This window comes from Amphritea sp. HPY (assembly GCF_050870985.1).
Classification (GTDB): domain Bacteria; phylum Pseudomonadota; class Gammaproteobacteria; order Pseudomonadales; family Balneatricaceae; genus Amphritea.
On record NZ_CP194015.1, the window covers coordinates 3,989,318 to 4,002,749 of the forward strand.

The following is a 13,432-nucleotide window of genomic DNA, read 5'->3' on the forward strand; positions in this document are numbered from 1 at the left end:
CAGGATTTTTATTATCCCGTCACGAAAGGGCCGAGATTGTACTCAATCTCGGCCCATCAGGTCAATATTCAACCAGATTTATTCTGAATCCGGCATTGCTGCCTGATTCAACGCTTCGGTCAGCGCCTGTTGAACGTCTTCTGCACTTACAGTTACGCTTTCATCAGACTGTTGAGCCTTACGCTTACGCCCTTTGTGATACGCCAGACCGGTACCAGCCGGAATCAGACGCCCCACAACAACGTTTTCTTTCAGACCACGCAGGTAGTCTTTCTTACCTGTCACAGCACCTTCAGTCAGTACGCGGGTTGTCTCCTGGAAGGAGGCCGCTGAGATGAAGGACTCTGTCGCCAGAGATGCTTTAGTAATACCCAGCAGTACACGATCATACTTAGCGGTTATCTTACCTTCAGCTTCCAGACGCTGGTTTTCAGCTATTACCTTATGGAACTCAGCCTGTTCACCAGTGATGAACGAGCTGTCGCCACTGGTCGTGATATCAACCTTACGCAGCATCTGACGAACAATTACTTCGATGTGCTTATCGTTAATACCTACACCTTGCAGACGGTATACATCCTGAATTTCAGTAGTGATGTATTCAGCAAGCTTAGTAACGCCTTTAATACGAAGGATATCATGCGGGTTAGACGGGCCATCAGAGATAACCTCACCCTTCTGTACAGTTTCACCTTCAAATACGTTCAGGTTACGCCACTTAGGAATCATGATCTCGATCGGATCTGAATCCGCCGGACTGATTACCAGACGCTTCTTACCTTTAGTCTCTTTACCGAATGTAACGGTACCGGAGGTTTCCGCCAGGATAGAAGAATCTTTTGGCTTACGCGCCTCAAACAGATCAGCAACCCGCGGCAGACCACCGGTAATATCCTTGTTCACAGAACCTTCCTGTGGGATACGCGCCAGTACATCACCAACACCGACATCAGCACCATTAGCCAAGTTAAGGATCGCCTTAGCCGGCAGCAGGTATTGCGCAACCTGATCAGTTCCTGGGTAAAGCAGATCGTTACCACTCTCATCAACCAGCTTAACCAGCGGACGGATATCTTTACCAGCAGCAGGACGCGCTGCCGGATCCAATACCTCAGTAGTTGACAGACCAGTCAACTCATCAGTCTGTTGCTTAACGGTAATACCGTCTTCCAGACCAACCAGCAACACCTTACCCGCAACCTCAGAGATAATTGGGTGGGTGTGTGGATCCCAGTTCGCAACGATCGCACCAGCATCGACGCTATCGCCTTCTTTAACTTTAATAACGGAACCGTAAGGCAGCTTATAGCGCTCACGCTCACGTCCGTGCTCATCGGTAACACCTAACTCACCGGAACGGGAAGTCGCTACCAGAGAGCCATCAGCCTTTTCTACCGACTTCAGGTTATGCATCCGGATCGTACCGGAATTCTTAACCTGAACACTATCAACTGCCGCTGCCCGCGATGCCGCACCACCGATGTGGAACGTACGCATGGTCAGCTGAGTACCAGGTTCACCAATTGACTGTGCTGCGATAACACCGACCGCTTCACCCGGGTTAACCCGGTGACCACGACCCAGATCACGACCGTAACAGCTGGAACACAGGCCGTAGCTTGTTTCACAACTGATCGCGCTGCGTACACGAATCTCATCAATAGAAGAGTAACGCTCGTCATCAGACAGACGTTTAACCCACGCCTCGTCCATCAATGTTCCACGCTCGATCAGAACGTCAGCACCTTTCGGATCCATCACGTCACGCGCTACGGTACGACCCAGCACCCGGTCACCCAGACCGACGACTACGTCACCACCTTCGATCAGCGGCTGCATCACCAGACCTTCTTCGGTACCACAGTCGTCTTCAGTGATTACCAGATCCTGAGCTACGTCTACCAAACGACGAGTCAGGTAACCAGAGTTCGCAGTCTTAAGTGCCGTATCCGCCAGACCCTTACGTGCGCCGTGAGTCGAGATAAAGTACTGCAGTACGTTCAGGCCTTCACGGAAGTTCGCAGTGATTGGCGTTTCGATGATAGAGCCATCCGGCTTAGCCATCAGACCACGCATACCCGCCAGCTGACGAATCTGTGCAGCACTACCCCGGGCACCGGAGTCGGCCATCATGTAAACCGAGTTGAAAGAATCCTGATCAACCATATTGCCTTCGCGGTCCAGGACCTGCTCAGACTTCAGGTTATCCATCATCTTCTTCGCCAGAATCTCGTTGGCACGAGACCAGATATCGATAACTTTGTTGTACTTCTCGCCCTGGGTTACCAGACCGTCACCGTACTGCATCTCAATCTCTTTCACTTCGGCATCGGCTTCAGAGATGATATTAACTTTCTCATCCGGAATAACGAAGTCGTTAATACCGATCGAAGAACCGGATACAGATGCCTGACGGAAACCCGTGTACATCAGCTGGTCAGCAAAGATAACTGTCTCTTTCAATCCAACAATTCGGTAAGCCGTATTAATCAGACGCGAGATAGCTTTCTTGGTCATCGCCTGGTTAACCAGATCAAATGGCAGACCAGTCGGTACAATATTGAACAGCATGGCACGACCAACAGTCGTCTCAATTATGCTGGTACGCTGCTCTTCGCCGCCTTCGATATCACGAATTACTTCGTTAATACGAACTTTAACTATCGACTGTAGATCAACCTGCTTAGCACCGTAAGCACGCTCAACTTCCTGGATATCTGCAAATACAGTACCTTCACCCAGACCGTTAATACGGCTACGGGTCATCCAGTACAGACCCAGTACCACGTCCTGCGAAGGTACGATAATTGGTTCACCGTTGGCAGGCGACAGTACGTTGTTGGTAGACATCATCAGAGCACGAGCTTCAAGCTGCGCTTCAATGGTCAGCGGTACGTGTACCGCCATCTGGTCACCGTCAAAGTCGGCGTTGTATGCTGCACACACCAATGGGTGCAGCTGGATCGCCTTACCTTCGATTAGTACCGGCTCAAAGGCCTGGATACCAAGACGGTGCAATGTTGGCGCACGGTTCAGCATGATCGGGTGTTCACGGATCACTTCATCCAGAATATCCCATACCAGTGCTTCTTCGCGCTCAACCATCTTCTTCGCGGCTTTAATGGTAGTCGCATGACCACGCAGCTCCAGCTTGGAGAAGATAAATGGCTTGAACAGCTCCAGCGCCATCTTTTTAGGCAGACCACACTGATGCAAACGCAGGTAAGGACCCACCACGATTACGGAACGGCCTGAGTAGTCAACACGCTTACCAAGCAGGTTCTGACGGAAACGACCCTGCTTACCCTTGATCATATCAGCCAGGGATTTCAGCGGGCGCTTGTTAGAGCCGGTAATAGCACGACCGCGACGACCGTTATCCAGCAACGCATCAACAGACTCCTGCAGCATACGCTTTTCGTTACGCACGATGATATCAGGCGCACTCAGATCCAGCAGACGCTTCAGACGGTTGTTACGGTTAATTACCCGACGGTACAGATCATTCAGATCAGAGGTCGCAAAGCGACCACCGTCCAGCGGTACCAGCGGACGCAGATCTGGTGGCAGAACCGGCAGAACCTGTAGGATCATCCACTCTGGCTTATTACCAGACGAGGCGAATCCTTCCAGCAACTTAAGTCGCTTGGAAATCTTCTTGATCTTGGTTTCAGAGTTAGTCTGCGGTAACTCTTCACGCAGAACCTCAATCTCTTCAGCCATATCGAGAGACTTGAGCAGTTCCTGGACCGCTTCAGCACCCATACGGGCATCAAAGTCGTCACCGAACTCTTCCAGCGCTTCGAAATACTGCTCATCATTCATCAGCTGACCACGTTCCAGGGTAGTCATACCCGGATCGATCACGACAAATGATTCAAAATACAGTACACGCTCAATATCACGCAGCGTCATATCCAGCATCAGACCGATACGGGACGGCAATGACTTCAGGAACCAGATATGCGCAACCGGAGATGCCAGCTCGATGTGACCCATGCGCTCACGACGAACTTTAGCCAGCGCAACTTCTACGCCACACTTCTCACAGATAACACCACGGTGCTTCAGACGCTTGTACTTGCCACACAGACACTCGTAATCCTTAACAGGACCGAAGATCTTGGCACAGAACAAACCTTCGCGCTCAGGCTTGAAGGTACGGTAGTTAATGGTTTCCGGCTTCTTTACTTCGCCAAAAGACCAAGAACGAATCATCTCAGGTGATGCCAGACCGATACGGATCGAGTCAAACTCGTCGTTCTGTCCCTGGGATTTCAACAGATTAAGTAAGTCTTTCATTTATTTCAGCTCCTCGGGGGAGTTGACTGCGAAGCAACTGATCAGCTTCGCAGTAAACTATCTGTTAAAGGGTTACTCTTATTCCAGCTCGATGTCGATACCCAACGAGCGGATCTCTTTCACCAGCACGTTGAACGACTCAGGCATACCAGGCTCCATGCGGTGATCGCCATCCACGATGTTCTTATACATCTTGGTACGACCATTCACATCATCTGACTTAACCGTCAGCATCTCCTGCAGAGTATAAGCAGCACCATATGCTTCCAGTGCCCACACCTCCATCTCACCGAAGCGCTGACCACCAAACTGAGCCTTACCACCCAACGGCTGCTGAGTAACCAGACTATACGAACCGGTAGAACGAGCGTGCATCTTGTCATCAACCAGGTGATTCAGCTTCAGCATGTACATGTAACCAACAGTTACAGGACGGCTGAATGTGTCACCGGTGCGACCGTCAAACAGCGTAAACTGTCCGGTATCGCTCAGATCCGCCATGCGCAGCAGCTCTTTTACTTCTACCTCTTTGGCGCCGTCGAATACAGCAGTTGCCAGTGGCACACCACCCTTCAGGTTGTTCGCCAACTCAAGTACATCATCGTCAGACAGTGAATCGATATCTTCATGAGGGCCGGACTTATAACCGCCCAGCTCGCTGTTGTAGATACGTTCAAGGAACTCACGCAGCTCTTTAACTTTCTCGATGCGATCACGTTCTGCCTGCAGCATAGCGTTAATCTTAACACCCAGACCTTTAGCCGCCATACCCATATGGGTCTCAAGCACCTGACCTACGTTCATACGAGACGGTACACCCAGCGGGTTAAGCACGATATCTACCGGCTCACCATTCTCGTCGTACGGCATGTCTTCAACAGGCATGATTACGGAGATAACACCTTTGTTACCATGACGACCCGCCATCTTGTCACCAGGCTGTACACGACGCTTAGTCGCAACATACACCTTAACAATCTTCAGAACGCCAGGAGCCAGGTCATCACCGGTCTGCAGCTTGCTCTTCTTATCTTCAAACTTAGCATCAAGCTCAACACGACGCTCTTCAAGCTGTTCCTGTGCTTTTTCAAGCTGTTCCTGCGCAGAATCATCCGCCACACGAATCTGGAACCACTCGCCTTTCTTCAGCCCGGAGAGGAATTCAGAGGTAACCTCTTCACCCTTCTTAAGACCTGCACCACCTTCAGCCTTCAGGCCAACCAATGCACGCTCAAGACGCTCGTAAGTAGCTTGCTCAACGATACGAAGCTCTTCGTTCAAATCCTTGCGGATGCGATCCAGCTCAGCAGTCTCGATATCCAGTGCACGTTCATCTTTAGCAACACCATCACGGGTGAATACCTGGACGTCGATTACCTTACCGATGGTGCCGGTCTTAACACGCAACGAAGTATCTTTAACATCAGACGCTTTCTCACCGAAGATCGCACGCAGCAACTTTTCTTCCGGAGTTAGCTGGGTTTCACCCTTAGGTGTAACCTTACCAACCAGGATATCGCCAGGACCTACTTCAGCACCGATATGCACGATACCGGACTCGTCCAGCTTACCCAGCGCCGATTCACCGACGTTAGGAATATCAGACGTAATCTCTTCAGAACCCAACTTAGTATCACGCGCCACACAGGTCAGTTCCTGAATGTGGATAGTGGTGAAACGATCTTCCTGAACAACACGCTCAGAGATCAGGATGGAATCCTCAAAGTTGTAACCATTCCAAGGCATAAATGCGATACGCATATTCTGCCCCAGCGCCAGCTCACCCAAGTCAACGGAAGGACCGTCAGCCATGATATCGCCACGCTGCACTGCCTCACCTTCACGTACGATTGAACGCTGGTTGATACAAGTGTTCTGGTTTGAACGGGTGTACTTAGTCAGGTTGTAGATATCTACACCCGCTTCACCCGCCTGCGTCTCTTCATCGTTAACACGTACGACGATACGCGCCGCATCAACAGACTCGATTACACCACCACGCTGTGCAGTAACACATACGCCGGAGTCACGCGCTACGTAACGCTCCATACCGGTACCAACCAGCGGCTTATCAGCACGCAGTGTAGGTACAGCCTGACGCTGCATGTTTGATCCCATCAATGCCCGGTTAGCATCATCGTGCTCCAGGAATGGAATCAGCGCCGCCGCTACGGATACTACCTGACGTGGAGATACGTCCATGTAGGTAACTTTTTCCGGAGGCATTACGGTAAATTCATTCAGGTGACGTACCGCTACCAGCTCATCGGTCAGATTGTTGTTTTCATCCATGCCTGCAGAGGCCTGGGCGATAACATGACGACCTTCTTCGATTGCAGACAGGTATTCGATATCGTCGGTAACCAGTCCATCAACGACCTTACGGTACGGACTTTCCAGGAAACCAAAATCGTTAGTGCGGGCATAAGTCGCCAGCGAGTTGATCAGACCGATGTTCGGACCTTCAGGGGTCTCGATTGGACATACACGACCATAGTGAGTCGGATGTACGTCTCGAACCTCAAAGCCGGCACGCTCACGGGTCAGACCGCCAGGTCCTAACGCGGAAACACGACGCTTGTGAGTAACCTCTGAGAGTGGATTGTTCTGATCCATAAACTGGGACAGCTGGGAAGAGCCAAAGAACTCTTTAACCGCAGCCGCAACCGGCTTGGCATTGATCAGGTCCTGAGGCATCAGGTTGTCGGATTCAGCCATGCTCAGGCGCTCACGGACCGCACGCTCAACACGCACCAGACCAACTCGGAACTGATTTTCAGCCATCTCACCTACGGAACGGATACGACGGTTACCCAGGTGATCGATATCATCCACAACGCCTTTGCCGTTACGAATATCGATCAGGGTCTTCATCACATCCAGGATATCTTCCTTATCCAGGACACCGCTACCGGTCTCGACTTCACGCGCCAGACGACGGTTAAACTTCATCCGACCTACTGCAGAAAGATCATAACGTTCTTCAGTGAAGAACAGATTTTCAAATAGGTTTTCAGCAGATTCCTTAGTAGGTGGCTCACCAGGACGCATCATACGGTAGATTTCTACCAATGCTTCCAGCTTATTGCGAGTCGTATCGACACGTAGCGTATCAGAGATAAACGAACCACAATCCAACTCGTTGGTGTATAGCGTTTCAAAACCCGCAACACCCGCTGCACGCATCTCTTCCAGCAGCTCTTCAGTGATTTCGCTATTGCCTTCACAAACCAGCTCACCGGTCTTCGGATCAATGATGTCTTTCGCCATCACCTTACCGACCAGATACTCAACCGGAACGTCCAGCTGAGTCATGTTCTCTTTTTCCAGCTGACGAATATGACGAGGCGTAATACGACGACCAGACTCAACGATCACGTTGCCCTTGCCATCTTTAATATCAAAAGTCGCCGTCTCTCCACGCAAACGCGTAGGGACCAACGTCATTAAGACCTGCTCGCCTTTCAAATTCCACTCAGTGTTGTCAAAGAAGGTCTCGAGGATCTCTTCACCGGTATAACCCAGAGCGCGCAGCAGAATAGTAGCCGGCAGCTTACGACGACGGTCGATTCGTACGAACAGGTTATCCTTAGGATCAAACTCGAAGTCCAGCCATGAACCACGGTATGGAATAACACGAGCAGAGTACAACAACTTACCGGAAGAGTGAGTCTTACCCTTATCGTGATCGAAGAATACACCCGGCGAACGGTGCAGCTGAGATACGATTACACGCTCTGTACCGTTTACAACGAAAGTACCGTTGTCGGTCATCAGCGGCATTTCGCCCATGTATACTTCTTGTTCTTTAATATCTTTGATCGCTTTATTCGATGAATCACGATCATATATTACGAGGCGTACTTTTACGCGTAGCGGCGCCGCATAGGTGATACCACGCATCTGACATTCTTTAACGTCAAAAACCGGCTCGCCCAGACGGTAACCTACATATTCCAATGCCGCGTTTCCGGAATAGGAAACGATCGGGAATACGGAACTGAAAGCCGCATGAAGCCCTGCATCTTTGCGTTCTGCAGAATCAGCATCCTGTTGTAGGAATCTTAAATAAGAATCCAGCTGGATTGCCAAAAGATATGGCACATCCATCGCTTGTGGTAATTTACCAAAGTCTTTACGGATGCGTTTCTTTTCAGTGTATGAGTAAGCCATCTAAGTTCCCCAGCATCTGCACCTGAAAGATTCAACCAGATCGAAGGTATTTTCTCGATCTGTGAAACCGTTATTATTTGCTCTTACTAATAACGGAAAAAGGCCGGTGGCATTTTGCCACCAGCCGTATATGTATCAGCTATCAAATAGCTTGATACGAAGCACAGCTCTGTTTACTTAACTTCAACAGATGCGCCGGCTTCTTCCAGAGCTGCCTTAAGCTCTTCAGCTTCTTCCTTAGTAACACCTTCTTTAACAGGTGCAGGAGCGCCGTCAACCATACCTTTAGCTTCTTTCAAGCCCAGGCCAGTCGCTGCACGTACAGCCTTGATTACGTTAACTTTCTTGTCGCCAATAGAAGTCAGGATAACGTCAAATTCAGTCTGCTCTTCAGCAGCTGCAGCGTCACCGCCAGCAGCACCAGCAACAGCAACAGCTGCAGCAGATACGCCGAACTTCTCTTCCATCGCTTCAACCAGCTCAACAACGTCCATTACGGACATTTCAGCTACTGCATTCAAGATATCTTCTTTAGATACGGACATGGTTCAATTCCTAAATATTATGTGAGCCAGAGGCTCTTAAACTCGTTACTTAAGCGGCTAATAAAATTAAGCTGCTTCTTGTTCTTTCTGCTCGCGAAGAGCCGCCAGAGTGCGGACCAGCTTGCCTGCTGCAGCTTCTTTCATGCAGCCCATCAGCTTGGCGATCGCTTCGTCGTATGTTGGCAGAGATGCCAGCATAGCGATATCAACAATCTGTCCTTCAAACGCTGCGGTTTTCAGCTCCAGCTTGTCATTTCCTTTCGCGAAATCCTTAAGGATGCGCGCACCGGCACCTGGGTGCTCAGCGGAAAATGCAATCAGAGTTGGACCAACGAATGATTCAGTGATGCATTCGTAGTCAGAGCCTTCTACTGCGCGACGCGCCAGCGTGTTACGTACAACTTTCAGCCATACGCCAGCTTCACGTGCCTGCTTACGCAGAGCAGTCATATCCTCAACGGCTACGCCGCGGGAATCTGCAACTACAGCAGAAAGAGCGCCCTTAGCAGCTTCCTGGACTTCAGCGACAATCGCTTTTTTATCTTCGAGTCCTAATGCCACGAATTACTCCTGGATTTAGTCTTTTCGACTGTTTACCAATCGCTTCAGTTAAAACTTAAATGAAGCGCCGAGTACGGTGGTTGAATTGATCCTGTTAAGGGGATCACACCGTCTGCGCAGGCTGTTACATTAAGAGCACATCATTCGACTTGCTCACCTGCGGTCTTTGACGACCCCTGCAGCCAAAAGCGCAGGGACCCTCAATATTTACTGCCAGCTGCTTAGACGCTCAGAGAGCTCTGATCAACTACCAGACCTGGCCCCATAGTGGTGGACAGGGTGATTTTCTTCAGAAAGATACCTTTCGCAGAAGCAGGCTTAAGCTTCTTCAGCTCAGTCAGCAGCGCTTCAACGTTAGCCTTGATAGCATCAGCTTCGAAGCCGACCTTACCAACACCCGCGTGAATGATACCGTTCTTATCAGTACGGAAACGAACCTGACCCGCTTTAGCATTATTAACTGCAGTAGTTACGTCTGGAGTAACAGTACCAACCTTAGGGTTAGGCATCAGACCACGAGGACCCAGGATCTGACCCAGCTGACCAACAACGCGCATCGCATCCGGAGTAGCGATAACAACGTCAAAATTCAGATCGCCACCTTTAATCTGCTCTGCAAGGTCATCAAAACCAACAACATCTGCACCGGCAGCCTTTGCTTTTTCAGCATTTTCGCCCTGAGCAAATACTGCAACGCGTACGTCTTTACCAGTACCGCTTGGCAGTACGGAAGAACCACGAACGTTCTGATCTGATTTACGAGGATCAACACCCAGGTTTACAGAGATATCAACAGACTCTTTAAAACCAACAGTGGACAGCTCATTCAGCAAAGAAACCGCATCTTCTACGGAGTACTGCTTACCAACTTCTACTTTCTCAGCAATCGCCTTCTGGCGCTTAGTCAGGTTAGCCATTATTTTACACCCTCAACATTCAGACCCATGCTACGTGCGCTACCAGCGATGGTGCGTACAGCCGCATCCATATCAGCAGCAGTCAGATCAGCATCTTTAGTAGTTGCAATCTCTTCCAGCTGAGCACGGGTAACAGTACCCACCTTCTCAGTATTTGGACGACCAGAACCACTCTTGATACCAGCAGCCTTCTTCAGCAGGATCGCCGCCGGAGGAGTCTTAGTGATGAAAGTAAAGCTACGATCACCGTATACAGTGATAACAACAGGAATTGGCATGCCTTTTTCCATACCCTGCGTAGCAGCGTTGAACGCTTTACAGAATTCCATGATATTAACACCGTGCTGACCCAGAGCTGGACCAACTGGTGGACTTGGGTTTGCTGAACCAGCAGCAACCTGCAGCTTAATATAAGCTTCGATTTTCTTAGCCATGTTTACTCCTCGTGGGTAATAACGCCTTTCAGCTTCCCAGTTTTAAATACGGAAAAACCCCAGTTCCCAAAAAGGACCGAGGTTTTGTCCAGAAATCTGTTTATCAGGCTTTTTCGACCTGACCAAATCCCAGCTCAACCGGAGTCGAGCGACCAAAGATCAGCACCGCAACCTGCAGCCTGTTCTTTTCATAATTAACTTCTTCCACAACGCCATTAAAGTCAGCAAACGGACCATCAGTAACGCGAACCATCTCGCCCGGCTCAAACATCGTCTTCGGACGCGGCTGATCAACACCACTCTCGACGCGCTGCAGAATTGCTTCAGCTTCTTTCTCGGTAATCGGAGCCGGCTTATCCGCCGTGCCACCGATAAAACCCATCACCCGGGGAGTATCTTTCACCAGGTGCCAGGACTCATCATTCATTTCCATCTGAACCAAAACATAGCCCGGATAGAACTTGCGCTCTGACTTGCGCTTTTTGCCTTCCCTGATCTCAACCACTTCTTCAGTAGGAACCAGAATCTCACCAAAGCTACCTTGCATCTCATGCAGCTCAACCCGCTCTTTCAGGGTGTTCTGCACGCGCTTCTCGTAACCGGAGTACGCATGTACAACATACCAACGCATAGCCATGCCTCTTTCCTCTTATCCGATCACACTTGAAACAACGAAGCCCAACAAAGTATCAAGCCCCCACAAGAACAAACCAACTATCAAAACCACTACAGTAACAATCAGAGTTGTCTGCAACGTTTCCTGACGGGTTGGCCATACAACCTTACGAATCTCAGACTTAGCTTCTTTAAACAAAGTAAAGAAAGCCAGACCCTTAGCCGTCTGCAAAGCAACAAAGCCTGCCACACCAGCAAGAACCAGCAATGCAAGCACGCGATATAATAGAGACTCTTCTGAATAGACAGAATTTCCCACCACACCAGCCGAAACCAGCGCTACTACCACAACCCACTTAAGGGAATCTAGTTTTGAACCTTCGGAAGTCACTTTAGAGCTCACGATGGGCCTCGGTTTCTGATGATTTGCTTTGACTAGGTTAGATACCAACTCAGAAGAGAGTTGGCAGGCCAGGAGGGACTCGAACCCACAACCTGCGGTTTTGGAGACCGCTGCTCTGCCAATTGAGCCACTGGCCTAGTACTAACAGGGAGGCGTATATTACATGCCCCCCTGCTTATTAGCAACACTTAAGTTGCTAAATTTCAACGATTACTCGATGATTTTTGCAACAACGCCTGCACCAACTGTACGACCGCCTTCACGGATCGCAAAACGCAGACCATCTTCCATCGCGATTGGGTTGATCAGGGTAACATCCATCTTGATGTTATCGCCTGGCATTACCATCTCAACGCCTTCTGGAAGCTCACAAGCACCGGTGATGTCAGTTGTACGGAAGTAGAACTGCGGACGGTAGCCCTTGAAGAATGGAGTGTGACGACCACCCTCATCTTTGGACAGTACGTATACTTCACCTTCGAAACGAGTGTGAGGTGTGATAGAACCTGGCTTAGCCAGTACCTGACCACGCTCAACTTCTTCACGCTTAGTACCACGCAGCAGCGCACCAATGTTCTCACCAGCACGACCTTCGTCAAGCAGCTTACGGAACATCTCTACACCAGTACAGGTAGTAGTCTGAGTTTCCTTAACACCAACGATTTCGATTTCTTCACCGGTACGAACGATACCACGCTCAACACGACCAGTTACCACGGTACCACGACCGGAGATAGAGAATACGTCCTCGATAGGCATCAGGAATGGCTGATCGATTGCACGCTCTGGCTGTGGAATGTAAGAATCCAGCGCTTCTACCAGCTTCTTAACAGCAGTAGTACCCAGCTCGTTTTCGTCTTCGCCGTTCAGCGCCATCAGAGCAGAACCCGCGATGATTGGAGTGTCATCACCTGGGAATTCGTACTGATCCAGCAGCTCGCGCAGCTCCATCTCAACCAGCTCCAGCATCTCTTCATATTCTTCAGAGTCAACGCCGCCGCAATCTTCAGCCAGCAGGTCAGCTTTGTTCAGGAATACAACGATGTATGGTACACCTACCTGACGAGACAGCAGGATGTGCTCACGAGTCTGTGGCATAGGGCCATCAGTCGCGCCACAAACCAAGATAGCGCCGTCCATCTGAGCAGCACCAGTGATCATGTTTTTAACATAATCGGCGTGTCCCGGGCAGTCTACGTGCGCATAGTGACGCTCAGTAGAATCATACTCAACGTGAGAAGTCGCGATTGTGATACCACGCTCGCGCTCTTCCGGAGCATTGTCGATACCGTCAAAAGCTACAGCTTCACCACCGAATACTTCTGCACAAACACGAGTCAGTGCAGCAGTCAGAGTTGTTTTACCGTGGTCAACGTGGCCGATAGTACCAACGTTAACGTGCGGCTTGTTACGTTCAAATGCTTGCTTAGCCATAATGTTATTCCCTTACGAAAATAAGTTGTGAATTACCACGTTGACACA

9 protein-coding genes and 1 tRNA gene are annotated in these 13,432 nt (G+C 50.0%); all 10 read right to left on the reverse strand.

Annotation, left to right across the window (positions count from 1 at the left end):
- Window positions 1-78: 78 nt before the first annotated feature.
- The 10 genes from rpoC to tuf all read right to left on the reverse strand — a co-directional run bounded on the left by rpoC (window position 79) and on the right by tuf (window position 13,384).
- Window positions 79-4,302 carry a DNA-directed RNA polymerase subunit beta' gene (gene rpoC / locus ACQUQM_RS17785; protein ID WP_432471208.1) on the reverse strand — a complete coding sequence of 1,408 codons (4,224 nt, stop codon included), beginning with the start codon at window positions 4,300-4,302 and terminating at the stop codon, window positions 79-81.
- Between the two features lie 78 nt (window positions 4,303-4,380).
- A complete protein-coding gene (rpoB, locus tag ACQUQM_RS17790) occupies window positions 4,381-8,475 on the reverse strand; it encodes a DNA-directed RNA polymerase subunit beta (RefSeq protein ID WP_432471209.1) in 4,095 nt (1,364 codons plus the stop codon).
- Window positions 8,476-8,648: 173 nt separating this feature from the next.
- Window positions 8,649-9,020, reverse strand: coding sequence for a 50S ribosomal protein L7/L12 (rplL, locus tag ACQUQM_RS17795; protein ID WP_432471210.1), 372 nt, complete (start codon window positions 9,018-9,020; stop codon window positions 8,649-8,651).
- 66 nt (window positions 9,021-9,086) lie between these two features.
- On the reverse strand, window positions 9,087-9,581 hold the full coding sequence (gene rplJ, locus ACQUQM_RS17800; protein WP_432471211.1) for a 50S ribosomal protein L10: 495 nt from the start codon (window positions 9,579-9,581) through the stop codon (window positions 9,087-9,089).
- Between the two features lie 221 nt (window positions 9,582-9,802).
- On the reverse strand, window positions 9,803-10,498 hold the full coding sequence (gene rplA, locus ACQUQM_RS17805) for a 50S ribosomal protein L1 (RefSeq protein WP_432471212.1): 696 nt from the start codon (window positions 10,496-10,498) through the stop codon (window positions 9,803-9,805).
- On the reverse strand, window positions 10,498-10,932 hold the full coding sequence (rplK, locus tag ACQUQM_RS17810) for a 50S ribosomal protein L11 (protein WP_432471213.1): 435 nt from the start codon (window positions 10,930-10,932) through the stop codon (window positions 10,498-10,500). The genes rplA and rplK overlap by 1 nt, the downstream gene beginning before the upstream one ends.
- 103 nt (window positions 10,933-11,035) lie before the next feature.
- On the reverse strand, window positions 11,036-11,569 hold the full coding sequence (gene nusG, locus ACQUQM_RS17815; RefSeq protein WP_432471214.1) for a transcription termination/antitermination protein NusG: 534 nt from the start codon (window positions 11,567-11,569) through the stop codon (window positions 11,036-11,038).
- Between the two features lie 12 nt (window positions 11,570-11,581).
- Entirely contained in the window at window positions 11,582-11,950 is a 369-nt protein-coding gene (secE, locus tag ACQUQM_RS17820; RefSeq protein WP_432471215.1) for a preprotein translocase subunit SecE, read from the reverse strand.
- A gap of 61 nt (window positions 11,951-12,011) precedes the next feature.
- A tRNA-Trp gene (locus tag ACQUQM_RS17825) sits at window positions 12,012-12,087 on the reverse strand.
- Between the two features lie 73 nt (window positions 12,088-12,160).
- The gene (gene tuf / locus ACQUQM_RS17830) at window positions 12,161-13,384 is read right to left on the reverse strand and encodes an elongation factor Tu (RefSeq protein ID WP_432471204.1); all 1,224 of its coding nucleotides are present in this window, start codon (window positions 13,382-13,384) and stop codon (window positions 12,161-12,163) included.
- Between the last annotated feature and the right edge of the window lie 48 nt (window positions 13,385-13,432).

Excerpts from the sequence above, each read along its gene's own strand:
- rpoC (WP_432471208.1), bottom strand. The coding sequence starts at position 4,302 with ATGAAAGACTTACTTAATCTGTTGAAATCCCAGGGACAGAACGACGAG.
- rpoB (WP_432471209.1), bottom strand. The coding sequence starts at position 8,475 with ATGGCTTACTCATACACTGAAAAGAAACGCATCCGTAAAGACTTTGGT.
- rplL (WP_432471210.1), bottom strand. The coding sequence starts at position 9,020 with ATGTCCGTATCTAAAGAAGATATCTTGAATGCAGTAGCTGAAATGTCC.
- rplA (WP_432471212.1), bottom strand. The coding sequence starts at position 10,498 with ATGGCTAACCTGACTAAGCGCCAGAAGGCGATTGCTGAGAAAGTAGAA.
- rplK (WP_432471213.1), bottom strand. The coding sequence starts at position 10,932 with ATGGCTAAGAAAATCGAAGCTTATATTAAGCTGCAGGTTGCTGCTGGT.
- nusG (WP_432471214.1), bottom strand. The coding sequence starts at position 11,569 with ATGGCTATGCGTTGGTATGTTGTACATGCGTACTCCGGTTACGAGAAG.
- tuf (WP_432471204.1), bottom strand. The coding sequence starts at position 13,384 with ATGGCTAAGCAAGCATTTGAACGTAACAAGCCGCACGTTAACGTTGGT.